Annotated in this window: 19 protein-coding genes; 6 read left to right on the top strand and 13 right to left on the bottom strand. The window is 72.8% G+C overall.

The window, feature by feature from the left end; all coding sequences use genetic code 11:
• Window positions 1–114: 114 nt before the first annotated feature.
• The 9 genes from ACZ4TG_RS16590 to ACZ4TG_RS16550 all read right to left on the bottom strand — a co-directional run bounded on the left by ACZ4TG_RS16590 (window position 115) and on the right by ACZ4TG_RS16550 (window position 12,071).
• Window positions 115–1,437, bottom strand: coding sequence for an MFS transporter (locus ACZ4TG_RS16590; protein ID WP_468163156.1), 1,323 nt, complete (start codon window positions 1,435–1,437; stop codon window positions 115–117).
• A complete protein-coding gene (locus ACZ4TG_RS16585; RefSeq protein WP_468163154.1) occupies window positions 1,434–1,847 on the bottom strand; it encodes a PaaI family thioesterase in 414 nt (137 codons plus the stop codon). Before ACZ4TG_RS16585 ends, ACZ4TG_RS16590 begins: the two co-directional genes overlap by 4 nt.
• A 76-nt stretch (window positions 1,848–1,923) precedes the next feature.
• Complete coding sequence (locus ACZ4TG_RS16580) at window positions 1,924–3,945, bottom strand: oxidoreductase (protein WP_468163151.1); 2,022 nt, start codon at window positions 3,943–3,945, stop codon at window positions 1,924–1,926.
• A 145-nt stretch (window positions 3,946–4,090) separates the two neighbouring features.
• Window positions 4,091–4,879 (bottom strand): DUF4328 domain-containing protein, encoded by a 789-nt coding sequence (locus ACZ4TG_RS16575; protein ID WP_468163148.1) that lies wholly within the window; start codon window positions 4,877–4,879, stop codon window positions 4,091–4,093.
• A gap of 112 nt (window positions 4,880–4,991) precedes the next feature.
• On the bottom strand, window positions 4,992–8,015 hold the full coding sequence (locus tag ACZ4TG_RS16570; protein ID WP_468163145.1) for an alpha-mannosidase: 3,024 nt from the start codon (window positions 8,013–8,015) through the stop codon (window positions 4,992–4,994).
• A 63-nt stretch (window positions 8,016–8,078) separates the two neighbouring features.
• The gene (locus tag ACZ4TG_RS16565) at window positions 8,079–9,017 is read right to left on the bottom strand and encodes a carbohydrate ABC transporter permease (RefSeq protein ID WP_468163142.1); all 939 of its coding nucleotides are present in this window, start codon (window positions 9,015–9,017) and stop codon (window positions 8,079–8,081) included.
• Complete coding sequence (locus tag ACZ4TG_RS16560) at window positions 9,014–9,907, bottom strand: carbohydrate ABC transporter permease (RefSeq protein ID WP_468163457.1); 894 nt, start codon at window positions 9,905–9,907, stop codon at window positions 9,014–9,016. The genes ACZ4TG_RS16565 and ACZ4TG_RS16560 overlap by 4 nt, the downstream gene beginning before the upstream one ends.
• An 80-nt stretch (window positions 9,908–9,987) precedes the next feature.
• Window positions 9,988–11,307, bottom strand: coding sequence for an ABC transporter substrate-binding protein (locus ACZ4TG_RS16555; protein ID WP_468163139.1), 1,320 nt, complete (start codon window positions 11,305–11,307; stop codon window positions 9,988–9,990).
• 398 nt (window positions 11,308–11,705) lie between these two features.
• Window positions 11,706–12,071 (bottom strand): hypothetical protein, encoded by a 366-nt coding sequence (locus tag ACZ4TG_RS16550; protein WP_468163136.1) that lies wholly within the window; start codon window positions 12,069–12,071, stop codon window positions 11,706–11,708.
• A 188-nt stretch (window positions 12,072–12,259) separates the two neighbouring features.
• Between ACZ4TG_RS16550 and ACZ4TG_RS16545 the strand changes: the two genes are divergently transcribed.
• Window positions 12,260–12,709: a universal stress protein gene (locus ACZ4TG_RS16545; RefSeq protein ID WP_468163133.1), complete on the top strand. Its 450-nt coding sequence runs from the start codon at window positions 12,260–12,262 to the stop codon at window positions 12,707–12,709.
• Window positions 12,710–12,750: 41 nt separating this feature from the next.
• Here ACZ4TG_RS16545 and ACZ4TG_RS16540 read toward each other — a convergent pair whose 3' ends face one another.
• Window positions 12,751–13,680, bottom strand: a complete 930-nt coding sequence (locus ACZ4TG_RS16540; RefSeq protein WP_468163130.1) for a serine/threonine dehydratase — start codon at window positions 13,678–13,680, stop codon at window positions 12,751–12,753.
• Between the two features lie 13 nt (window positions 13,681–13,693).
• Window positions 13,694–14,338, bottom strand: a complete 645-nt coding sequence (locus ACZ4TG_RS16535) for a TetR/AcrR family transcriptional regulator (RefSeq protein WP_468163128.1) — start codon at window positions 14,336–14,338, stop codon at window positions 13,694–13,696.
• 264 nt (window positions 14,339–14,602) lie between these two features.
• Here ACZ4TG_RS16535 and ACZ4TG_RS16530 point away from each other — a divergent pair, with 264 nt between their 5' ends.
• The 5 genes from ACZ4TG_RS16530 to ACZ4TG_RS16510 all read left to right on the top strand — a co-directional run bounded on the left by ACZ4TG_RS16530 (window position 14,603) and on the right by ACZ4TG_RS16510 (window position 22,056).
• Window positions 14,603–16,285 carry a ricin-type beta-trefoil lectin domain protein gene (locus ACZ4TG_RS16530; RefSeq protein ID WP_468163126.1) on the top strand — a complete coding sequence of 561 codons (1,683 nt, stop codon included), beginning with the start codon at window positions 14,603–14,605 and terminating at the stop codon, window positions 16,283–16,285.
• 50 nt (window positions 16,286–16,335) lie between these two features.
• Window positions 16,336–18,633 carry an alpha-N-acetylglucosaminidase gene (locus ACZ4TG_RS16525; protein WP_468163124.1) on the top strand — a complete coding sequence of 766 codons (2,298 nt, stop codon included), beginning with the start codon at window positions 16,336–16,338 and terminating at the stop codon, window positions 18,631–18,633.
• A gap of 206 nt (window positions 18,634–18,839) precedes the next feature.
• Window positions 18,840–19,049 (top strand): hypothetical protein, encoded by a 210-nt coding sequence (locus ACZ4TG_RS16520; protein WP_468163121.1) that lies wholly within the window; start codon window positions 18,840–18,842, stop codon window positions 19,047–19,049.
• Window positions 19,050–19,160: 111 nt separating this feature from the next.
• The gene (locus ACZ4TG_RS16515) at window positions 19,161–20,801 is read left to right on the top strand and encodes a molybdopterin-dependent oxidoreductase (protein ID WP_468163119.1); all 1,641 of its coding nucleotides are present in this window, start codon (window positions 19,161–19,163) and stop codon (window positions 20,799–20,801) included.
• A gap of 169 nt (window positions 20,802–20,970) precedes the next feature.
• A complete protein-coding gene (locus ACZ4TG_RS16510) occupies window positions 20,971–22,056 on the top strand; it encodes an alpha/beta hydrolase (RefSeq protein WP_468163117.1) in 1,086 nt (361 codons plus the stop codon).
• A gap of 51 nt (window positions 22,057–22,107) precedes the next feature.
• Here ACZ4TG_RS16510 and ACZ4TG_RS16505 read toward each other — a convergent pair whose 3' ends face one another.
• Both ACZ4TG_RS16505 and ACZ4TG_RS16500 read right to left on the bottom strand, forming a co-directional pair.
• On the bottom strand, window positions 22,108–23,352 hold the full coding sequence (locus tag ACZ4TG_RS16505) for a cytochrome P450 family protein (protein ID WP_468163115.1): 1,245 nt from the start codon (window positions 23,350–23,352) through the stop codon (window positions 22,108–22,110).
• An 83-nt stretch (window positions 23,353–23,435) separates the two neighbouring features.
• Entirely contained in the window at window positions 23,436–24,674 is a 1,239-nt protein-coding gene (locus ACZ4TG_RS16500) for a putative Ig domain-containing protein (RefSeq protein ID WP_468163113.1), read from the bottom strand.
• Window positions 24,675–24,748 lie beyond the last annotated feature (74 nt).

The following is a 24,748-nucleotide window of genomic DNA, read 5'->3' as shown; positions in this document are numbered from 1 at the left end:
ACTACGGCCCGGCCGGCCGGTTCGGCCTGGCCGGCCCGACCGCCGAGGCCCGCATCACCCGGCGCGCCCTGGACCGCGCCGCCAGCGCCCGGCTCTGGGAGCAGGCGGAGCGCCTCACCGGCGTCGGGCCGGCCACACACGTCGCAGCAGGCCGCTGACCGGACCGCCGGGCGATCCGGCGACGGGACCCTGCGGGGCGCTGCGGCTGGTGCGCAGCGGTGTCAGCAGTGCGGCGGCGGCGATCAGCAGGCAGAAGGCCCCGCCCGCCACGCTGACGACCGGGACCCCGTGCCGGTCGGCCAGCACCGTGAGGACGGCCGCCCCGACCGGGCCCGAGGCGTTGTGCACCGTCCAGAACGCGGAGGTGACCCGGCCCAGCAGGTGGTCCGGGGTCACCTCCTGGCGCAGGGTCATGGAGCAGACGCCTGCCAGGGTGAGCCCGAACATGGACACGGCGGCCAGCACGGCGATGACGGGCACGCTGCGGCTGACGCCGATGCCGGCGACGGAGCCGCCGATCAGCGCGACCGCGCCCGACCAGCAGGCCCCGAACCCGAACGTCCGGCGCAGCGTCCCGGCGGCGAAGGCGGCGACGATGACGCCGAGTCCGCTGACCGCGATGACGTAGCCGAGGGTGGCGGCGTCCTGGCCGAGGTCGTGCTGGACCCGGAAGATCAGCAGGTCGGTGGCGCCCACGGTGACGAAGGTCAGCGCGGTGAGCAGTACGGTCAGCGGGCGCAGCAGCGCGTGCGCCCACAGGAAGCGGAAGCCGGCCAGGAACATCTCGCGCAGCATCGCGGCGCCGCCACCGGGCCGCAGCCGCTCCCCCGCCCCCTCGGCGTCCCCGCGCGGCGTGAACCGCACCCACCGCAGGCTGGCGGCGGAGACCAGGAAGGTGGCCCCGTCCACCCCCAGCGCCCAGTCCGCACCGACCCCGGCGGTGATGAACCCGGCGGCGACCGGGCCGAGCAGGGTGCCGAAGGCGAAGGTGCTCATGAGCCGGCCGTTGGCGGCGGTGAGGTCCTCGGGCGGGACCAGGTTCGGCACGGCCGTCACGTACGCCACGTCGAACAGGGTCCTCAGTACGCCCGTCAGCGCGGTCAGTACGTACAGCAGCCAGATCCGGGGCCCCGCCAGCCACAGGAACGGCACCGCGCCCAGGAGCACCGCGCGCGACAGATCGCAGACGATCATCAGCCTGCGCCGGTCCACCCGGTCGACGACGTAGCCGGCGAAGGTGCCCGTCACGATCCCGGTGGCCGCCGAGATGACGGTGATCAGACCCATCTGGACGATGGACCCGGTGGCGTCGAGCACCAGCAGCGGAAGCGCGAGGACGGAGACGGACCCGCCGAGGACCGAGAGCGCCTGGCCGAGCCAGAAGACGTTGAAGTCCCGGTTGCGGGACAGGGCGCCTCGGCCGGCCAAGTCCCTCATCCGAGCAGGGCGTAGACGGTGGAGGCCTTCGCGGCCGGTTCCGCCGATCCCTCGGGGGTCATGGTGATGTCGGCGAAGGCCATCCGCTTGCCGAGTTTGGTGATCCGTACGTCGATCAGCACATCGGCGCCGACCACCGGCCGCTGGAAGCTCGTCGACTGCTGCACGGTGGTCATCGGCCCGTACGCGCCGCGCGCGGCGGAGATCGCGATGACGGTGGCGGTGTCGGCGGCCGCCATCAGGGCCTGACCGCTGAGGCCGCCGCCGTCCCGGGCCAGCTCCTCGGACCAGGGCAGCCGCAGGACGGCATGCCGTTCACCCGTCTCCCGGACGGTGAGGCCGAGTGAGAGCACCCAGGGGGCGAAGTTGTCGGTGAGGATCTTGTCCGCGTCTGCCGGTGTCAGCGTCACCCGAAGATTGTGGCGGCCCGGCCGGGCCGCCACAACAGAATTGATCCGTACGGGAATTACGGCAACCGCAGGCCCGTCACAGGCGCGCGGCCAGCTCGGTGCCCTGCCGGACGGCCCGCTTGGCGTCGAGCTCGGCGGCGACGTCGGCGCCGCCGATCAGGTGCGCGTCGACGCCCGCGGCGCGCAGCGCCTCGTACAGGTCGCGGCGCGGCTCCTGCCCGGTGCACAGGACGACCGTGTCGGCGGGGATCAGGCGCTGCTCGCCGTCGACGGTGATGTGCAGGCCCTCGTCGTCGATCCGGTCGTACGCCGCGCCGGGCACCGAGACGACCCCGCGGTGCTTGAGCTCCGCGCGGTGGATCCAGCCGGTGGTGGTGCCGAGGTTCGCCCCGACCTTGGTGGCCTTGCGCTGGAGCAGGTGCACCTGGCGCGGGGGTGCGGGCCGCTCGGGCGCGGCGAGGCCGCCGGGGGCGGTGTACGCGGTGTCGACGCCCCAGTGCCGGAAGTACACCTCGGGGTCCTGGGAGGCGCCCTCGCCACTGTCGGTGAGGAACTCCGCGACGTCGAAGCCGATGCCGCCGGCGCCGACGACGGCCACGCGCTCGCCCACGGCGGCGCCGTCGCGCAGTACGTCGAGGTAGGTGACCACGTTCGGGTGGTCCACGCCCTCGATGGCGGGGGTGCGGGGGGTGACGCCGGTGGCGACGACCACCTCGTCGTAGCCCTGGAGGGTCTCCACGTCGGCGCGGGTGTTCAGGCGGACGTCGATCCGGTGGGCGGCGAGCTGCGTGCCGAAGTAGCGGATAGTCTCCTCGAACTCCTCCTTGCCCGGGATGCGGCGGGCGATGTCGAGCTGGCCGCCGATGTGCCCGGAGGCCTCGTACAGGGTGACGGCGTGGCCGCGCTCGGCGGCGGAGACGGCGCAGGCGAGGCCGGCGGGACCGGCGCCGACGACGGCGACGCTCTTCTTCAACTGCGTCGGCGACAGGACGAGTTCGGTCTCGTGGCAGGCGCGCGGGTTGACCAGGCAGCTGGTGATCTTGCCACTGAAGGTGTGGTCGAGGCAGGCCTGGTTGCAGCCGATGCAGGTGTTGATGGTCTCGGGGGCTCCGGCGCGCGCCTTGTTCACGAACTCGGCGTCGGCGAGGAAGGGCCGGGCCAGCGACACCAGGTCGGCGCGGCCGTCCGCCAGCAGCTCCTCGGCGATCTCGGGGGTGTTGATGCGGTTGCTGGTGACCAGCGGGACGGAGACCGCGCCCATGAGCCGCTTGGTGACCCAGGTGTAGGCGCCGCGCGGGACGGAGGTGGCGATGGTGGGGATGCGGGCCTCGTGCCAGCCGATGCCGGTGTTGATGATCGTGGCGCCGGCGGCCTCGATCTCCTTGGCGAGGCGGACCACCTCGTCGAGGGTGGAGCCGCCGGGGATCAGGTCGAGCATGGAGAGGCGGTAGATCAGGATGAAGTCGGGGCCCACGGCCTCGCGGGTGCGCCGGACGATCTCCAGCGGGAAGCGCATCCGGTTCTCGTACGCGCCGCCCCAGCGGTCGGTACGGCGGTTGGTGGCCGCGGCGATGAACTCGTTGATCAGGTAGCCCTCGGACCCCATGATCTCGACGCCGTCGTAGCCGGCGAGCCTGGCGAGGCGGGCGGCGCGGACGAAGTCCTCGATGGTCCGCTCGACCTCGATGTCGGTGAGTTCGTTCGGGACGAAGGGGCTGATCGGGGCCTGGAGGGCGCTGGGTGCGACCAGGTCCTTGTGGTAGGCGTAGCGGCCGAAGTGGAGGATCTGCATCGCGATCCTCCCGCCCTCGGCGTGGACGGCCTCGGTGATCACCCGGTGCTCGGCGGCCTCGTCCTCGGTGGTGAGGCGGGAGCCGCCCTCGAAGGGGCGGCCGGCGTCGTTGGGGGCGATCCCGCCCGTGACGATCAGGCCGGCGCCGCCGCGGGCGCGCTCGGCGTAGAAGGCGGCGAGGCGCTCGAAGCCGCCCTCGTGCTCTTCGAGGCCGGTGTGCATCGAGCCCATGATCACGCGGTTCGGCAGGGTGGTGAAACCGAGGTCCAGCGGGCTCAGCAGGTGGGGGTACCGGCTCTGCGACATGGGGGGCGCCTCCTCGCGCGGGGGTGATGAACCTGTTCTAGCGAGGGGAGGCCGGTTTTGCAACTAGGTGCATAACCGGGTGGGGGCGGCCGGGCCCGGGATTACCGGGGTCCGCGGCCCGGCCCACCGCCGCCTGTGTCGGAGTTCACGCCCCCGACTGCATCGACGAGAGTCGGCGCACGAAGACGACGGCCAGCCCCGCCGCGACGGCGTAGAGCAGGTCCGAGCCCATCCCGGCCAGCACGGAGTCGCGGAGCCCGGCCGGGCCCGGGTCGCCGTCGGCGATCCGGTTGGCGGCCAGCGACACGAGCATCGCCGCGCCGAAAGAACCGCACCAGGCCGCGACGGGGGCCGCGGAGACGGGGGCGGCGGCGCTGCCGGGCAGCCTCGACGCGCTGGCCGCCCACACCTTCACGGCGATCATGTACGGCAGGACGGTCCAGCCCACCAGCGGGATGAACCAGACCCCGATCGCCCAGCCCGCGCCCCGGCCGAACAGCTGCGGCGCGTACACCGCGGCGTTCACCCGGACCCGGTGGAACCAGATGACGAACACCACGGCGGTGGCGGCCATGGCCAGCAGGGCCAGGCTCATCGCGATCGAGAACAGCGGCCAGGACGCCCGCGCGGCATCGGCATCGGCGAGGGGGTCCAGGGCCAGGTACCGGTTGAAGCCGGCGGCCAGGGTGAGCAGCCGGGTCGCCGCACACAGGCCGAGCAGCAGCGTCAGCGCCGTGGCCAGGCCCTTCGGGGAGCGCAGGAGAGGGCGAGCCGCGGGCGAGCCGAGCGGAGGCAGCGATCTGGTGCCGAAGGACATGACGAGGGACCCCCCACGGGCGACGGTGACATGAAGAAACCCGCCGACGGGGGCGGGCAGCCAGGAACATACGGCAACGACGCGAGCGCCGTCCACGCCGTTGAGCTGGAATTTCACCGGAGCGGTGTCGGATTCCCCGCGGCCTTCCCCGCGGCCCGGCCCCGGACCGGGTAGCCGGTCCGGGGCCGGGTGGCCGCGCCGTCAGACCCGGGGCCGGGTGGCCGCGCCGTCAGGGCCTGCGCAGGCGGACCGTGAGGATCTGGAACGGGCGCAGGGTGAGGGGGATCGTGCCGTCCGGGGCCGGGGCGCCGACGGCCGCGCCCTCCAGCGGGCGTTCGAGCAGGTCGCTCTCGACCGCCGCCGTGATCGGGAAGCCCGCCGACAGGGCGGCGCGCGCCCGGCCGCCGCGGGATTCGTAGAGGCGGACGATCACGTCGCCGCTGCGGTCCTCGGCCAGCTTGACCGCCTCCACCACCACCGCGTCCTCGTCGACCACCACCAGCGGCGCCACCGGACCCGCCCCGGTGACGGTGCGCTCCGGCAGGTTGAGCGCGTGGCCCTCGCGGACCGCGTCCCCGATCCCCGCGCCCGGCGCGAGGGAGAAGCGCAGGGTGTGGGCGCCCTGGTCGGTCTCCGGGTCCGGGTAGCGCGGAGCCCTCAGCAGGGAGAGGCGGACGGTGGTGGTCTGGCCGCCGTCGGCGCGCACGTCCCGCGTGACGTCGTGGCCGTACGTGGAGTCGTTGAGCAGCGCCACGCCCCAGCCGGGTTCCTCGGCGTGGATCCACCGGTGGGCGCAGATCTCGAACTTGGCCGCCTCCCACGAGGTGTTGGTGTGGGTGGCCCGCTGGACGTGCCCGAACTGGGTCTCGGAAGAGGTCCGTTCGGCCTTGACGTCCAGCGGGAAGGCCGCCTTGAGGAGCTGTTCCGTCTCGTGCCAGTCGACCTCCGTGACGATGTCGACCGTCTTCGCCCCCGACCGCAGGGTGACCGACTGGACGGCCCGGGAGGAGCCGAAGGAGCGGGTGACCCGCACCGTCGCCGCGTCCGGCCCGGCGGCCGTCACCTCCAGCGCGTCCAACTCCACCAGGTCGGTGACCTTGTGGCGGTAGAACTCGTCGATGTCCCAGGCGTCCCACATGTTCGGGAAGTCGGTGTGGATCTGGAGCAGGTTCGCCGCGCCGCCCGGCGCGAGCGCCTCCCGGCCCGCGTCCAGGTCGTACGCGGACACGATCAGCCCGCGTCCGTCGATCTCCACCAGCAGCCGCCCGTTGGCGAGGACGTGCCCGCCCCCCTGGCGTTCCTCCACCGTGACCGGCTCCCCGTCCGCCACCGGCAGGCCCGCGCCGCCGGCCGGGATACCGCCGCGGGCGTGCGGGGCGCAGTTGAAGACCAGCCGCTCCTCACCCTCCCCCGCCAGCGCGAGCTGCGCGGCCAGGGTGATCCCGCGGAGTTCCTCCCGTACCCGCGCGTACGTCTCGCGCGCCTCGCGGTGCACCCAGGCGATGGACGAGCCCGGCAGGATGTCGTGGAACTGGTGCAGCAGCACCGTCTTCCAGATCCGCTCCAGGTCCTCGTACGGGTACTCGAACCCGGGCACCCGCACCGCGGCGGTGGCGGCCCACAGCTCGGCCTCGCGCAGCAGTGATTCGCTGTGCCGGTTGCCCTGTTTGGTCTTGGCCTGGGAGGTGTAGGTGCCGCGGTGCAGCTCCAGGTAGAGCTCGCCGGCCCAGACGGGAGCGTCCTCGTACTCGGCGCGGGCCTTCTCGAAGAAGGCGTCGGGCCGCTCGATCTCCACGCGCGGGGAGCCTTCCAGGTCCCGCTGCCGCCTGGCCCGGGCGAGGTGCTCACGGGTGGGGCCGCCACCGCCGTCGCCCCAGCCGAAGGGGGCCAGCGAGCGCGAACCCCGGCCCTTCTCCTGGTAGTTGCGGGCCGCGTGGGCGAGCTGGGCGCCGCCGAGGTCGCAGTTGTAGGTGTCGACGGGCGGGAAGTGCGTGAAGACGCGGCTGCCGTCGATGCCCTCCCACCAGAAGGTGTGGTGCGGGAACTTGTTGACCTGGGACCAGGAGATCTTCTGGGTCAGGAACCACTTGGAGCCGGAGAGCCGGACGATCTGCGGCATGGCCGCGGTGTAGCCGAAGGAGTCGGGCAGCCAGACGTTGTGGGTCTCGATCCCGAACTCGTCGAGGAAGAACTTCTTGCCGTAGAGGAACTGCCGGGCCATGGCCTCGCCGCCGACCATGTTCGTGTCGGACTCCACCCACATCCCGCCGACCGGCACGAACTGGCCGTCCGCGATCTTCTTCTTGATCCGCTCGAAGAGCTCGGGCCGGTGGGTCTTGATCCAGTCGAGCTGCTGGGCCTGCGACATGGCGAAGACGAACTCGGGGTGCTCGTCCATCAGGTTGACCATGTTGGCGGTGGTGCGGGAGACCTTGCGGACGGTCTCGCGCAGCGGCCACAGCCAGGCCGAGTCGATGTGGGCGTGACCGACCGCGCTGATCCGGTGCGCGGAGGCGTTGGCGGGGGCTGCGAGCACCCCGGCGAGGCGTGCGCGGGCGGCGGCGGCCGTGCCGGGGACGTCCGCGAGGTCCAGCTCGTCCAGCGACGCGTCGATCGCGCGCAGGATCTCGTACCGCCGGGCGTCGCCCTCGCCGAGCTGCGTCATCAGGTCGTAGAGGACCTCCAGGTCCTGTACGAGTTCCCAGACCTCGGTCTCGAAGACGGCCAGGTCCATCCGGGCGAGCCGGTAGAGCGGCTGGTCGCCGCTGGTCAGCCTGTCGCCCTCGTACGTGGCGCGGTGGTCGACGAGGACGGGGTTGGAGGCTCCCTCGACGTACCACTCGACGCGCTCGCCGCCCTCGGCGAAGTCCGCGACGCGCACCCAGTCGTTGTACGGGTTGAGCGCCTTGACCTCGGTGCCGTCGGCGCGGTGGACCAGGCCCTCGCACTGGAAGCCGGGCATCATCCGGTCGAAGCCGAGGTCGAGGACGGCTTCGACGGTGCGGCCCGCCCAGTCGGCGGGTACGGCGCCGGTGACCTTGAACCAGGTGGTGCCCCAGGCCGGGCCCCACATCGCGCCGACGGCGCAGGGCTCGTACGCGGCGGCCAGTCCCTCGGCGACCGGGACGGGCTCGCCCGGGGCCTCCCAGCGCTCGACGTCCAGCGGGACGGAGCGGGAGTGGACGGCGGGCTTGATCCGCTCCTTGAGGACCCGGCGGAGGCGGTGTTCGGTGATGCTGCGGTCGTCATGCATGACGGCTGCTCCAGGAGAGGGGAGGTCGTGTGGTGGGGCGATGACGGTGCGGGGCGGGCGGGCTCAGGTCTTGACGGCTCCTTCGCCCACGCCCTTGAAGAAGAAACGCTGGAGGGCGAAGAAGAGGAGCATCATCGGGACGAGCGCCGCCATCGCCCCGGCGGCGATGAGCCGCTGGTCGTTGACGGTGGTGGCGCCGGCGAGGGTCTTCAGGCCGAGCTGGAGTGTGTAGTGCTCGCTGTTGGTGAGGACCAGCAGGGGCCAGAGGAAGTCGTCCCAGGCGCCCATGAAGCTCGTGATGCAGACGACGGCGAGGGCGCCCTTGGCGGCGGGGAGGAAGACGCGGGTGAAGCGGGTCCATTCGCCGGCCCCGTCCAGTACCGCGGCCTCCTCCACCTCCCGGGGGACGGCGAGGAAGGCGGCTCGCATGATCATGACGTTGAGGACGGAGACGGCGCCGGGCAGCCAGACCCCGATGAGGGTGTCGACCAGGCCCATCTCGCGGACCGTCAGGAACATCGAGATCATCACGGACTCGAAGGGGAACATCAGGGTCGCGACGAGCACGGTGAAGACGGCCTTGCGGCCCTTCCAGCCGGCCCGGGAGAGGGCGTACCCGCCCATCGCGGCGAAGAGCATGTTCGAGGTGATGGCGAGCACCGCCACGACGAGGGTGTTGCCGACGTACTGGAGCAGCGGGAACGATTCGGCGACCCGGACGTAGTTGTCGAGGGTCGGCTGCGAGGGCAGCACCCCGTCGTACACGTTCTCCGTGCGGCCGCGGATCGAGGTCAGGAACTGCCAGACGATCGGCCCCAGCATGACGACGAGCATCAGGGTGAGCGTGGCGTACCGGCCGGCGAGGCCGAGCCGGCGGCGCCCGCGTCCGGCTCCGGCCCGCCGGGGCGGCTCGTCCGCGGGAAGGGCCGGGGTGCCCGCAGGGAGGGCGGGGGTGCCCGCAGGAAGGGCCGGGCTGCTCGCAGGGACGGCCGGGGTGCTCAATTCTCGTCTCCCTTCGAGAGACGGCGGCCCAGCAGGCTGAAGACCAGCGTCAGGAGGAACAGCAGGATGGAGATGGCCGAGGCGTAGCCGGTCTCCCCGGAGAAGCCGAGGCCGACCTGCCGGATCAGGAAGGGCAGGGTGCGGGCGCCGCCGCCGGGTCCGCCGCTCTCGCCGCCGAGGATGTAGATCTCCGTGAAGACCCGCAGCGCGGAGATGGCGGAGAGGGTGCCGACCAGCAGCATCATCGGCTTCACCTGGGGGACGGTGACGCTGAGGAAGCGGCGGACGGGGCCGGCGCCGTCGAGGGCGGCCGCCTCGTAGAGGGAGGCGGGGACGTTCCCGAGGGCCGCCAGGTAGAAGACCATGTAGTAGCCGAGGCCCTTCCACACGGTCACGATCATCGCGGAGACCAGCAGCATGGTGCTGTCGGTCAGGAACGGGACCGGCTCGGAGATGACGCTGAGCTCGCGGAAGACGGTGTTGACGAGCCCGTCGCTGCGCAGCACCCACTGCCAGATCAGGCCGACGACCACGGCCGAGGCGATCACCGGGGTGTAGAAGGCGGAGCGGAAGAAGCCGATGCCGGGGATCTTCGCCTGTACGAGGACGGCGAGGGCCAGCGGAAGGAAGACCAGGCACGGTACGACGACCACCAGGTAGAGCACGCTGTTGCCGGTCGCCACCCAGAAGTCGGGATCCGCGAACGCCCGGGTGTAGTTGTCGAAGCCGACGAAGCCGCCGCCGCGCAGGATCTGGGCGTCGGTGAAGGAGAGCAGGACGGTGTTGACGAACGGCCAGAGGCTGAACAGCGTCACCATCAGCAGGCCGGGTGCGAGGAAGAGGTAGGGGGTCCACCACGTGCGGTGGGGCAGTCCCGTCTCGGTCTCCATCGCCCGGCGGGCCCGCTCGGCCCGCTTCTTCGCGGCCCTGCCGGCGCGGCCCCCGACTCTGCCCGCCGCCTGCTGCGTGGTCACTTCCTCGCCGCCTGCGCGAGCAGCTTGTTCGCCTCCTCCTGCGCCTTGCGCACCGCCGTCTTCGGGTCCTGCTCGCCCTTGATGGCCTTCTGCATCTCGCGCACCACCGCGTCACCGACCTGGTTGGTCCACTGGACCGGGGTGTTGGCGTCGAGTTCCGCGGTCTTCAGCTCCTGCGCGCCCACCGCGCGGGCCAGCGTCTCGGCGTCCTTGCCGTCGCCCTTGTCGGAGAAGTACGGGTCCGCCAGGCCCTTGGCGTTGGACGGGTAGATGGTGGCCTTCTTGGCGAACTCCACCTGGTTGGGGCCGTTGGTCACCCACTTGGCGAACTCGGCCGCCGCGTCGAGGTGCTTGGTGTCCCTTCTGATGCCGAGCGACTGGGCGTAGATGCCGATGTGGCCGAGTTCGCCGGTGACGGCGCCCGCGACCTGGGTGCCGGCGTAGACCTGCGGGGCGTTCTGCTTGATGTCCTTGACGAAGCCCGGGGAGCCCGGCCCGAAGACGAGCTTGCCGCCGCCGTAGAGCTGGTTGATGTCGTCTGCCTTGAGGAGGGATTCCCTGGGCATCGCGCCCTTGGCGTAGAGGTCCTTCATCCGCTCGACCCACTGGACGGCCCTGTCGGTGTCGAAGGTGAAGGCGTCCTTGGGCCCGTTGAGGATCGGGATGCCCATCTTCTGCCAGTCCCCGGGCAGCCGGCCCTTGGGATCGGCCATGAACGCGGAGTACTGGCCACCGGATCTGGCCGCTATCTGCTCGGCGTAGTCGAAGAACTGCTCGACGCTGGTCGGCGGCTTGGCGGGGTCCAGGCCCGCCTTCACGAAGAGCTCCTTGTTGTACGTGAGGATCTCGGGGGTCACGTACCAGGGGTAGGCGAACACCCCGTCGCCCTTGCCGGGGAGCTTGAACTGCTCCCAGGAGCCGGGGACGTAGTCCTTGGCGACCTCCCCGTCGAGCTTGGCCACGTCGGCGAGCATGCCGCGGTCCCCGAGGAGCTGGAAGGAGTCGGTGGAGAGGTTGACCACGTCGGGGAGGGCGCCGGCCTGGGCGTCGGCGACGAGCTTCTCGTTGTAGCCGTCGCCGGGGACGTCCTCCCACTTCACCTTCACGTCCGGGTACTTCTTCTCGAAGGCGTCGATGACCCCCTGCACGTAGGACGTGTACACGGGCTTCAGCTGGAGCGTGCGGAACGTGATCTCGCCGGCCACCCTGCCGCTCTTCTGCGCCTCCTCCGCCTCTCCCGGGCCACCGTTCATGCCGCAGGCCGCGGTGGAGAAAAGGGAGCCGGCCGCCAGTGCGGCGAAGGCAATACGGGTCATCTGCAAACGGGTCATCGTCGCCGCCTTCAGGGGGAGTTCCGGCCTCGCTGCCGGAGCGCGGTGCCCACGCTGGCCCGAAATGGAGATCCCGTCAATGCGGCCGAAGTCCCGGTGGCCGGGTACCCGTACGTACCGAATCGCGACACCGGTCCGCCAGGCAGACCGAAGTCACTTCGTCAACACCGCAGCCACCTGGGCTAATGCGCTTTAGTTCCTAACCCGGACCAGGTGATATCGATTTCATAACGAACCTGGTTCCCCGTCAGAGGTTTGACTTCTTATGGGTGGTTCGAGAAAGGTTGCACTAATGCGCTTTACCTGGCGCCCGGTGAAAGCTTTTCGGCCGCCCGCTCAGGACGAGCCGCCCGCATGCCGGCCCTGGCTCCGGCGGGATACCCCTACTTCAGGCGGTACTCGACCTTCTCCGCGAGCCTGCCGTCCTTGAAGCAGAAGCGGAACACGGTGTCGTGGGAGGCCTGGGGGTCCGCGCTGGAGATGTACCAGGAGCACACGCTGCCCGCCGGTTCGGCCGGACCGCCCTCCTTCAGGGCCTCCTTGACAAAGGTCTCGCCCGAGGGCAGCTTCGCGCGGACGGCGTCCTCGGCGTCGCCCACACCGACGGACCGGTAGACGTCGGGCTCCAGGAGGGTCTTGTCGGCGATGTCCATGATCTTCCCGAAGCCGAGGACGAGCGCCACGGCGGCCGCTATGCCCAGGACGAGCACCACCCCGCAGCCGATCAGACAACCCTTGCGCTGTGCCACGCCATTCCTCCACGCCCTGCCGGTGCCGGCTTCGATCCTTCTGACGGTCAGACCTTCGCAGGGCGGCGGGGCGCGGTGCCGTCTTCCAAAGTCGTCGGCTCCCGCAACGTTCGTCGTTCGAGGTCGACCCCCTCCGCCCGTGTATACAGGGAGGCAAGGCAATTCGGGCGAACCGAGAGGAAACCACCGTGAGTGAGACCGCCGAGCCCCTGATCGTCGTCGGTGTGGACGGTTCGAACCACTCGAAGGAAGCGGTGCGCTGGGCGGTCGCCCAGGCCAAGGCGATCGGAGGCCGGGTGCACGCCGTGATGAGCTGGGAGTGGAACACCAACCCCTTCGCGGTGGATCCGGTCGTACAGGAGGAGTTGGTCGGCGCCGAGGAGGCGGCCCGCCGCAAGCTCGCGGACACCGTGGCCGGGGTGGTCGGAACCTCCCCCGGCGTACCGGTCTTCCGCCGCGTCGAACAGGGCCCGCCCGCCAAGGTCCTGGTGGAGGCCTCGAAGGAGGCCGAACTGACGGTGGTCGGCACGCGCGGCTACGGTGGCTTCAAGGGCGCCCTGCTGGGCTCGGTCAGTCAGCAGGTGGTCCAGTACGCGCAGAGCACGGTGGTCGTGGTCCGCGACAACGGCTCCGACTGAGGGCACGGACTCCTGCGGCACGGCTCCTGCGGCAAGGGTCCCTACGGCGTCGTCAGGTCGGCCGGGTCCGTGTTGGCACCGCACAGGATGACGGCGACCCGCTCGCCCAGCGGCTCCGGGGCGTGGTCCAGTGCCGCCAGGGCGGTGGCGGCGCCCGCCTCGACCACGATCCGGTGGTCCTCCCACAGGCCCCGGCGGGCGGCGGTGATCGCCGCGTCGGGCACGAGCACCGACTCCGCGTTCCCCTGCTGCGCGGCGGCCAGGGCGTCGGCCGAAACCCGGGTGGCGCCGAGGGAGTCGGCGGCCACCGAGGCCACCGGGACGTCGACCGGCCGGCCGGCCTCCAGGGCGGCGTGCAGGGCACGGCAGTGCTCGGGTTCGGCCGCGACCACGCGTACGCCGTGTTCGCGGGCGGCGGTGGCGACGCCCGCGAACAGACCGCCCCCGCCGACCGCGACGACCACGGTGTCCAGGCCGGGCAGAGCGGCCCGGATCTCGTCGAGCAGGGTGCCGGCGCCCGCGGCGATGAGCGGGTTGTCGTACGCGTGGCTGCTCAGCGCCCCGCTGCGGGCCGCGAACTCCTGGCAGGCGGCGAGCGCTTCGGCGTACCGGTCGCCGACGAGCCGCACATCGGCCCCGTACCCGCGCAGCCGCTCCACCTTGACGCGCGGGGCGCTCGCGGGCAGGAACACGGTGGCGGGCACGCCCTGGGCGCGGGCCGCCCAGGCGCAGGCGAGGCCGGCGTTGCCGCCGGAGGCGATGGTGACGCCGGCGGCCGGGAGGGTGCCGGCCTCGCGGTGGGCGGCGAGGAAGTTGCGGGCGCCGCGGGCCTTGAAGGAGCCGGTGTGCTGGAGGTACTCCAGCGCGTACCAGACGCCCTCGGAGGCGGGCACCACGGCGGCGGGGCGGATCGTTCCCGCTATCCGGCCGGCCGCGGCGCGTACGGCCGCGTAGTCGAGCTGGTGTTCCATGTGCGGCTCCCCTTCAGGCGGTGGCGGGCCGGGCGGCCTCGATGAGCTGGCGCAGGGCGCCGTAGTACACCTCGTGGTCGGTCAGGGCGGGCAGTACGTCGGCCAGCCCGGCGGAGAGCACGGGGAACTCGGCCGGGTCCAGCGCGGCCAGGGCGGCCCGGGAGGCCGCGGTGGCCCCGCCCGGATCGCGGTGGTCGACGAAGGCGGCGCTGCCGAGGGTGAGCAGGTACATCCGGCGGTAGACGGTCATCGCCTCGGCGGCGGTCATCCCGGCGGCGACGCTGTCGGCGAGGGCGGGTTCGACCAGGCGGGCGAGCAGCTGGCGGCCGAGCCAGGGCCGGCCACCGCGCAGGACGAGCAGCCCGGGGTGCGCGGTGAGCAGCCGGTAGAACGCGGAGAACCGCTGCTCGGTGGCCTGCGCCCAGTCGGTCCCGGCGGGGATCTCGGGCAGCTGGCCGGCGAGGTGCTCGGTGCAGAGGTCCAGCAGCCCGGCGAGGTCGGTGCAGCGCCGCTGGACGGTGGCGTGGGAGACGGCGAGCCGCTCGGCGAGGGCGCGGAAGCTGAGCGCGCCCGGCCCCTCCTCGTCGAGGATCCGCAGGGCGGCGACCGCGATCGCCCCGGGCGTCGCGCTGTCCAGGGCGGCTGATCTTCTCGGCATGAGATACACCGTAACAGACACCGTAAGAGACTGCGTAAGAGACGGCGTAAGAGACCACGTGACAGACGCCGTACCGGACGGGGTGCGCCCGACCCCGCGGTCAACCGCGGACACCGCGCGTCAATCCCTTCGTGTGACGCGGACTGCGCCCATATTGCTGGTCATCCACACATAACCATCGACTTATGTTGACAGCCGGTAGTCGCACCGCTGCACTGAGCGCTCGACAGCCCGTCGGTACGCCCCCCACGTCAAGGAGACCCCGTGCCGCCTCGCCTGCGTGCGTCGCTCCCCTGTCTGACCGCGGCCGCCCTGCTCGCCCTCACCTTCTCCCCCGCCCCGGCGGGGGCCGAGCCCACCGCCACCTCGGACACCCCGCTCGCGCTCACCCCTCCCATGGGCTGGAACAACTGGGCCCACTACATGTGCGACATCGACGAGGCCAAGGTGGTGGCGAACGCCGACGCGCTCGTGTCCACCGGTCTCGCCGCCAAGGGCTACGACACGGTGACCGTCGACGACTGCTGGATGCTGAAGAGCCGTGACGCGGCGGGCAACCTGGTCACCGACACGCAGAAGTTCCCGCACGGCATGGCCTGGCTGGGCGACCACCTGCACGCCAAGGGACTGAAGTTCGGCATCTACCAGGACGCCGGCTCCCTCACCTGCGAGCGCTACCCCGGCAGCGGCTCCCCCGAGGGCGGCGGCGAGGACCACTACGAGCGGGACGCCCGGCTGTTCGCCTCCTGGCACGTGGACTACGTCAAGATGGACGGCTGCAACCTGTACGTGCCGCCCGGCAGGACGAAGGAACAGGCCTACCGCGACGCGTACAACGGCGTTGCCCGCGCCCTCCGGAACAGCGGCCGCGACATGATCCTCTCGGCGTCCGCACCCGCCTACTTCCAGCAGGGCGAATGGGGCGGCGCCGACTGGCACAAGGTGCTCGACTGGGTCGGCGAGACCGGTCAGCTGTGGCGCGAGGGCCGGGACATCAAGGTCTACAAGCCCGCCGCTCCCACGACCTCGCGGTGGAGCTCGGTCCTGGGCAACTACGGCTACAACCGCTGGCTCGGCCGGTACGCGGGCCCGGGTAACTGGAACGACCCCGACTTCCTGATCGCGGGCGCACCGGGCCTCACCGAGGCCGAGGGCCGCAGCCAGGTCGGCCTGTGGGCCATGATGGCGGCCCCCTTCATCCTGTCCTCCGAGGTGTCCGAGCTGACCCCGGCCGGGCTCGCCGCGCTCGGCAACACCGATCTGATCGCCCTCGACCAGGACCCGCTGGGCCGGCAGGCCGCGGTGGTCTCCTCCAACGCCACCTTCGACATCCTGGTCCGGCCCCTCGCGGGCGGCGACCGCGCGGTGGCCGTGCTCAACCGCTCGGGCAGCGCCCGGAACATCGACGTACCGCTCGACGAGCTCGGGCTGCCCGCCTCGTGCACCGCCGACGCCAAGGACCTGTGGAGCGGGCAGCGCCGCGAGGTGGCCGTCTCGCTGACCGGGAAGGTGGCCGCGCACGACACCGGCGTCTGGCGACTCAGCCCGCGCGGGTGCGGCGAGGCCGTGCCGACCGGGCAGATCACCGGCGACGGGGCGAAGTGCGCGGACGGGGCGAACACCACCGGTGTCGGCGCGGTCGTGCTGGCGGCCTGCACCGGCGGCCCCGACCAGCGGTGGACCCTGGGCGGGGCGTCGAGCGTGCGGCTGGACGGCAAGTGCCTGACCGCCGGCGAGGACGGCCTCGTCGGGCTGGCCGGCTGCCGGCTCGGGCAGCCGGGGCAGAGCTGGGCGCACGAGCGGGCCGGGGCCCTGACCGACAAGGCGAGCGGACTGTGCCTGACCGCGCCCGCCGCGGCGGCGACCCCCGACGCCCCGGCCGAGCGGCTGCGGCTGACCGCCTGCGGCGACCACCGGGCCGACCAGACCTGGGCGCTGCCGGTCTGAGCGGGGCGCGGAGGAGCCGGCCGGAGACCGACCAGGAGACGAGGAACCCGATGCCACGAAGCGGGCGCCCGCGGGGGCGCCGCACGGTCACCGCGGCGGCGCTTCCCGCAGCGCTGCTCACGCTGGTACTGGCGGGGGCGGCGCCGGGGGCGAACGCCTCGGGGGCGGGATCGCCCGCACGTGCCGACGTACGACAGGGCGGGCAGGGGGCCGTACGCCCCGAGGCGCCGCCCGCGCCGAAGCCGCGGGAGTTCGACACCGGCCCGGCGCGGGCCGCCCTGGAGCGGCTGCTGCCGCAGCACGCCCGGCAGTTCACACTGGTGGCCGGCCAGGGCGCCGGGGCCGACACCTTCACGGTGTCCGGGACGGCAGGCGCCGTGACGGTCCGCGGATCCACCGGCGCGGCCCTGCTGACCGGGGCCGGCTGGTACCTCCAGCACGTCGCCGGGGTGGACATCGGCTGGCCCGGCGACAGCATCGGGATGCTGCCCGCCGTCCTGCCCGCGGTGCCGCAGCCCGTCACCCGCAGCGCGCTGGTCCCGCACCGGTACGCGCTCAACGACACCGACGACGGGTACTCGGGCCCGTACCGCACCTTCGAGCAGCACCAGCGGCAGATCGACCTGCTCGCCCTGCACGGCATCAACGAGGTGTTCGTGCAGGTCGGCGCGGAGTACCCGTACTACAAGGCGCTCCAGCGGTACGGATACACCGCCGCGGAGCTGCGCGGGTGGATCCCGGGGCCCGCGCACCAGAGCTGGTGGCTGCTGCAGAACCTGAGCGGCTTCGGCGGCCCGGTCACCGAGCCGCTGATGCGCGAGCGCGCGGAGCTGGGCCGCCGGATCGCGGACCAGCTGCGCGGGCTCGGCATGACCCCCGTCCTGCCGGGCTTCTTCGGCACGGTGCCGCCGGAGTTCGCCGCCCGCAACCGGGGCGCGGTGACGGTGCCGCAGGGCGACTGGGCGGGCTTCGAGCGGCCCGACTGGCTGGACCCGACCTCGCCGGTGTTCGCGGAGCTGGCCGCCGCGTACTACGCGGAGCAGCGCGCGGCGTTCGGGGACAGCACCATGTACCGGATGAGCCCGCTGCACGAGGGCGGGCAGACGGGCGCGGTCGACGTCAAGGCGGCCGCCGGAGCGGTGCAGAAGGCCCTGTGGGCGGCCCATCCGGGGGCGCTGTGGGCGGTGCTGGGCTGGCAGGACGACCCCACGAAGGAACTCCTGTCCGGGGTGGACACCTCGAAGCTGCTGATCCTCGACGGGCTGTCCGACCGGTACAACCGGCTCGACCGGGAAACCGGCTGGGGCCGGACGCCGTACGCGATGGGCACGATCTACAACTTCGGCGGGCACACCACGATCGGCGCCAACACCTCGGTCTGGATGGACCGGTTCGGCACCTGGCGCGCCAAGGCGGACAGCGCCCTGGCCGGGACCGCGTACCTGCCGGAGGCCACCGGGACCAATCCGGCGGCCTTCGACCTGTTCACCGATCTGGCGTGGGAGCCCGCGCCGATCGACCAGAAGAAGTGGTTCGCGGCCTTCGCGGCCCGCCGGTACGGGCGGCCCGACGCCGAGGCCGCGGCCGCCTGGGAGGAGCTGCGCAAGGGGCCGTACAGCACCTCCTCGGGGCTGTGGTCGGAGTCCCAGGACAGCCTGTTCACCGCCCGGCCGAGCCTGAGCGCGGCAGGGGCGGCGTACTGGAGCCCCAAGTCCATGCGCTACCCGGCGGGTTCGGTACGGCGGGCCCTGGACCACCTGCTCAAGGTGGATCCGCGGCTGCGGGCCTCCAGCGCCTACCGCTTCGACCTGGTGGACACGGCCCGGCAGGCGCTGGCGAACCACTCGCGGGTGCTGCTGCCCAAGATCAAGGCCGCGTACGAGGCCAAGGACCTGACCCTGTTCCGCGGGCTGACCGCCCAATGGCGCGACGGGGAACGGCGCTTGGACGCGGTCACCGGCGCCGACCCCCACTTCCTGCTCGGCAGCTGGCTCTCGGCCGCGCGGGCCCGGGGCGCGGACGCGGCCGAGAAGGACCGGTACGAGTACGACGCGCGTTCGATCCTGAGCGTGTGGGGCCGGCGCGGCACCAGCGAGGGCGGCTTCCTGCACGACTACGCGAACCGTGAATGGAACGGACTGGTCTCGGAGTTGTACGCCCCGCGCTGGGACGCCTACTTCGATGCGCTGGAGGAGGCGCTGGTAGGGGGGCGGGCACCGCGGGAGATCGACTGGCACGCGTTCGAGGAGCAGTGGGCGCGGCGCACGACGGGTCATCCGGGCGCGCCGAGCGGTGATCCGCATGCCCTGGCGGCGGGGATCGCGGCGGCACTGCCTGCCGCCGGATGACCTACACCACCGGGCGCGGTGGAGGCCGGGATTCTCCGTGACGGTCACCCTCCCGTGGGAACTTCCGCACTCGTGCGAGGGAGAGTGCGGACAGCGGATCGCCGCACGGGACGGGCGGTCGGTTCACTGACCCGGACACGAACAGGGGCGGTCGTCGGAGCGATCCGGCGGCCGCCCCTTCCGACGCCCTCAGGAGCGCACCGAGCATGTCCGAGACCGAGCCGGAGCGGCCCTCCCCGGCACTGGAACTGCTGGCCCACCTCGCCGCCGGGGCCGCCGGGCCGGCCCTCCTGCCGTTAGCCGGGCCCGACGAGCCGGCGCAGCCGCCACCGCGCCCCTCCGAACTGCGGGACCTGGTCGCGGACGGGGTGGTCGAGCTGCGCAAGCGCCGGCCCCGCGGATGTCCGACGGCGTGACACGGGCGGGCCGTGCGGCGCGCGGGCCGTGCGGCAGGAGGGACAATGCCGTCCCGCATGGGGGATAATTCAGACGAACCTGACGATTGGCTGCTCTGAACGGCCCGTGGAATGACCCGTGGAACGACCCGTGCGAAGGCAGACCCCAGGCACCCGCGGCCCAGGGCGTGGCAGAGCGCCCTCAGCGGGCTGGTCGCCGCGTTCGCCGGGCTGGCGCTGGCGGAGCTGACCGCGGCGGCGGTGCGGCCCGAGGCCTCCCCGGTCACCGCAGTCGGCGCGGCCGTGGTCGACCGTACGCCGGTGGCCGTCAAGGAGTGGGCCATCCGCTCGTTCGGCACCGCCGACAAGCCGCTGCTGGCCCTCGGCATCGTCGCCGTACTGGCCGCGATCGCCGTCGCGGCCGGCCTGCTCGCCGTACGGCACCTGCCCGCCGGCATCGCGCTCGCCGGCTGCCTCGGGGCCGTCGGGGCGCTGGCCGCGCTCAGCCGGCCGGCGGCGACCTGGAAGGACGCACTGCCCTCGCTGGTCGGCGGGCTGGCCTCGGCCGGGGTGTTGTTCCTGCTGGTCACCGCCCTGACCCGGCCCCGGCCGACGGGCGCGCCGCAGGGCGGGGCCTGGGCGCTGGACCGGCGCGGCTTCGGACGGCTGGCGGTGGCCGCGGTGGCGGCCTCGGCGGTGGCCGGGTTCGCCGGCCGGCGCCTGGGCGCGTTCGGCTCGGCGGGAGCCACGGCCTCCCGGGCGGACTTCGCGCTCCCTCCCGCCACCGAGCCGGCGGCGCCGGTCCCGGCCCGGGCCGACCTGCGCATCCCCGGGGCGAAGCCCTTCCTGACGCCCAACCGGGACTTCTACCGCGTCGACACCGCCCTGGTGGTCCCCCGGGTGGACGCGGACACCTGGCGGCTGCGCATCCACGGGGACGGCGTCACCAGGCCGCTCACCCTCGACCTGCGGGAACTGCTCGCCCGGCCGCTGGTCGAGCACGACATCACCCTCACCTGCGTCTCGAACGAGGTCGGCGGCCCGTACGTGGGCACTGCCCGCTGGCTCGGCGTCCGCCTGGCCGACCTGCTGCGCGAGGCCGGGGTACGGCCGCCGTCCCGGGGCGGTCCGGCGGACCAGCTGGTGGCGCGGTCGGTGGACGGGATGACCCTCGGCACCCCGGTGGAAGCCGTGATGGACGGCCGGGAGGCGCTGCTGGCGGTCGGGATGAACGGCGAGCCGCTCCCCTTCGCGCACGGCTTCCCCGTACGGATGGTGGTGCCCGGGCTGTACGGGTACGTCTCCGCCTGCAAGTGGCTGCGCGAGCTGCGGCTGACCACCTTCGACGCGTACGACGCCTACTGGGTGCGCCGGTCGTGGGCGGCTCGGGCACCCGTCAAGACCCAGTCGCGGATCGACACCCCGCGCCCGTCCGCCGAACCGGCGGCGGGCCGGGTGGCGGTGGCGGGGGTGGCATGGGCGCAGCACCGCGGGATCGCCCGGGTCGAGGTACGGGTCGACGGCGGTCCGTGGCACGAGGCGCGGCTGGGGGACGCGGACGGCGACGACACGTGGCGCCAGTGGGTGTGGCAGTGGAAGGCGGCTCCCGGCCGGCACCTCCTGGAGGTCCGGGCCACGGACCGCACCGGCGCCGTACAGACGGCGGAGCGCTCGGGCACCGTCCCTGACGGGGCGACCGGCCTGCACTCGGTGTCGGTACGGGTCCGGCCCGGCCCGGCGCTCGGCGGCGGGAGCCCAGGACCGGTCCCGTGAGGACCGGTCCCTTGAGGATCAGCCCCATGAGGATCGGTCCCTTGAGGATCGGTCCCTTGAGGATCGGTCCCGTCTTGGAGGCGCTCTCCTGCGGCAACTCCCGTTGCACGGCGGCCGACACGGCGTGCTCCGGCGGCCCGGCCGGCCGGGCCGGCCGTACATTGAGGCAATGGAGCTGACCAGCACGTCGTTCCTCGTGGCGCTGATCGTCGTCACCGCGCTCGCCATGCTCGCCGCGCTGCTGCTGTGGAACCGGATTCCCGGGCCCGGCTGGCTGCGCTGGCCCGCGCGGGTGCTGATGATCGGGCTGTGCCAGTTCACCGCCATCTGTGTGGTGGCCACCTGGATCAACGGCAGCTACGGCCTCTACGCCTCCTGGGACGACCTGCTGGGCACCGCGAACGGGCAGAACGCTTCCGCGATGACCGGGCCGCCGATCGGACGGGCCAGGTTCACGCAGGGCGGGGACGGGACGCGGAGCACGTACGTCCGGGGCTCCCACTCCAAGCTCGCCGGCCAGGTGTTCGTGTGGACTCCCCCGGAGTACGACGCCCCGGGCGCGCAGAAGACCCGCTTCCCGGTGCTGATGCTGCTGCACGGCTACCCGGGCTCGCCCCGCTCGTGGCTGGACCTGGGCTCGATGCCGGGATCGCTGGAACAGCTGGTGCAGCTGGGCGCGGCGCACCCCTTCATCCTGGTCATCCCGGAGATCGCGCCCGGCGGGGTGAACACCGACTGCAGCGACGTCCCGCGGCGCAAGGTGGCCACCTGGCTGGCGGACGACGTACCGGCGCTGGTGGCGCGGAACTTCCGTACGCTGCCACAGCCCGGGGGGTGGGGGCTGATGGGCATCTCGACCGGCGGGTTCTGCGCGGCGAAGCTGCCGTTGCAGTATCCGAAGGTGTTCGGGGCGGGCGTGGCACTGGACCCCGATCCGCTGACCGGGGACCCGGAGGTGCTGACGGATCCGGGGCTGCGGGAGCGCAACAGCCCGATGTGGCTGGTCCGGCACACGCGGAAGGCGGACACCGGGCTGTTCCTGGGCACCTCCGCGCAGGACAAGGACAGCCCGCCCCAGCAGCTGGCGGCCTTCGCCGATGCGGCGGAGGGCACCGGGATCCGGGTCAGGACCCTGGTCCGCCCGTCCGGCGGCCACAACTTCCAGACCTGGACCGGCATGTACCCCGACGCCCTGGGCTGGCTCGGTACCGAGCTCTCCGCGCCCGAAGCGGCCGGAGCCGACGGAGCGCGGTAGCCCCCGGCCGGGGCGGGGCCCCCGCCCCGGGGGACGTGCTGGCCGGCGCTGTCAGTCCCGTACCCGCACCCGCACCGGCAGCGTCTCCACGCTGTTGCCGATGAAGCTGCGCTGGTGCGCGAGCGCGGCTTCCGGGACCGCGAGGTCGAGGTCGGGGAAGCGGGTGAAGAGCCGCTCCAGGGCGATGGTGGCCTCCAGGCGGGCGAGGGGGGCGCCGACGCAGTAGTGCGCGCCGTGGCCGAAGGAGAGGTTGCGGCCGTTCTCCCGGGTGAGGTCGAAGCGGTCCGCTCCGGGTCCGTACGCGGCCTCGTCGCGGCCGGCCGCGGTGTAGCCGGCCAGGACCGGGGTGCCCTGCGGGATCAGGGTGCCGTCGAGCGTCAGGTCTCGGGTGGGGTAGCGGAAGGGGAACCAGCTGACCGGGCCGTCCCAGCGCAGGGTCTCGTCGACCACGTCCGACCAGCTCGCCCTGCCCTCCCGGACCAGGGCGAGCTGGTCCCGGTGGGTGCACAGGGCCCGGACGGCGTTGCTGATCAGGTTGAGGGTGGTCTCGTGGCCCGCGACGAGCATCAGCCGCATGGTGCCGATGAGTTCGGCCTCGCTGAGCCGGTCGCCGTCGCCGTCGCGGGCCGCGATCAGGGCGCTGGTGAGGTCCTCGCCCGGCTTGTCCCGGCGGGCGGCGGCGATGGTGCCCATCAGCTCGACGAGCTCGCGTACGGCGGCCATCACCTCGGCGGGGGTGGTGTCCGTCGAGATGATCACCGTGTTGGACAGGTGGTGGAGCCGGGCCCGGTGCTCGGGGTCGACGCCGAGCAGCTCGCAGATGACGCTCATCGGGAGGGGCAGTGCGAAGTGCGTGCGCAGATCGGCGACCCCGTCCGGGGACTCGGCCGCCGCCCGGTCGAGATCGTCCAGCAGGGCGGCGGTCAGCTCCTCCACGCGCGGCCGCAGCCGCTCCACCTGACGGGCGGTGAAGGCGTTGCCGACCAGGGAGCGCAGCCGGCGGTGGTCGGCTTCATCGGAGGTGTGCATGCCCTGGGCGTTGGCGAAGACGCGCAGCGGCCAGTCGGCGGGGACGGTGCCGTCGTGCAGGCCCGGGAAGTGGCGGGCGTCCTTGGCCACGTCGGGGTGGCCGAGGAACTCCTTCAGGGCGTCGTGGCCCAGGACGACCGCGCCGGGCACTCCGCCGGGGAGTACGACTTCCGCGACGGCTCCCCGGGCCCGCAGCCGCGCGTTGAGGGCGTGCGGGCACCCCCCGGCGGGGTCGATGACGTGCGCGTCTGCAGTGTGTGGCGACAAGCCGGTTCTCCTGACCGTGTGGACGGGACCCGGCCAACAGTGCGGCCTGGACGGCGGGTTGTTCAAGTCCTCTTCGTGCCGTCTCAGAACCAGTTGACCGTCAGCGGGAAGGCCGCGGTGGCGGTGGCTCCGGTGGAGTCGGTCGCGGTGACGGTGACCTGGACGGTGCCGCTGCCCCAGGGTTTGCCGGTGATACGGCCGGAGGCGGCGTCCAGGGCCAGTCCCCACGGGAGCCCGGTGGCGGTGTAGCGGATGGCCGGTTTGCCGCCGGTGGCGGTCAGCTGGATGGTGCAGGACTGGTTGAACCTGCACGTCTGCGGGCCCGGGTCGGCCACCTTCAGGTCACCGGGGGTGGGGGTCGGCGTGGGGGTCGGTGTCGGGGTGGGCGTCGGGATGCCGTCGCAGCCCGGGGTGGCCTCGGGGGGCAGCGGGACGCGCCAGATCTGTGTGTCGTTCTCCGAGCCGACCAGCAGGCTCGTGCAGTCCGCGTACGTCACCGTCTCGCCCTGCGACTGGGCCGGCAGGGCGACGTCCGCGAGCTTGGTTCCGGCCGAGTCGTACACGGAGGCGGTGTTGGCCCCCAGCGGCCCCCCGCTGCGCAGGGTGTACGAGGCGCCGGACGGCGAGAACGCCCCGTCGGTGGCGAAGACCGGTCCCGGGCGGACCGGGGTGAGGGTGTTGACCTGACCGGTGACCGGCGGCAGGGGGGCCTTGTACAGCTGGCCGGCGGCTCCGATGAGTTTGCTCGCTACGTAGAGCTGTCCGGTGACCGGGTCGGCCAGCAGCGATTCGGCGTCGTGCCTGCCGTCGGCGTAGCCGAAGCGGTAGGTCACCGGGGTGACGGTGGCGTTGGTGAGCTGGTCGGGTTCGGCGAAGCTGTGCACGGTGATCTCGGCGCGGCCGGCGAAGTTGTCACCGATGTCGCCGACCAGGATGACCGGGGCGCCGGAGGCGTCCTTGCCGATCGCGAGGCCCTCCCAGTCGGTGTTGCCCACCCCGGAAACGGTGTAGGTGGCCTTGAGCCGGCCGGTCGCCCCGGTGCAGTCGACGGCGAAGACCTGGTTGGTGTTGCCGCTGTCGTTGACGGCGTAGAAGACGCCCGGGTGCTTGCGGCTCATGGCGAGGCCGCTGAGCTCGGCCAGGCCGCCGGGCAGCGTGCACTTCTTCTCCGGGGCCAGGGCCGCGGATGCGGGCGCGGGCGCGGCGTAGCCGGTGGTGGCGGTGGCGGTGGAGCCGGTGAGCCAGGCGGCCGCCGGCAGGGCGGTGGCGAGGGCGGCGGTCGCGAGGGCGGCGGCCCACGGCGCTGTGAGGAGTCTGGACATGGACACCATGTGATGGGACATCAGGCGATGACGCCAGGGTCAACGACAGCCCGTTCGAGCATCGTTCAATGCCG

This window comes from Streptomyces sp. NPDC028314 (genome assembly GCF_055565795.1).
The sequence above is the reverse complement of the archived record's forward strand: the minus strand, read 5'-3'. Positions and strand labels throughout refer to the sequence as shown.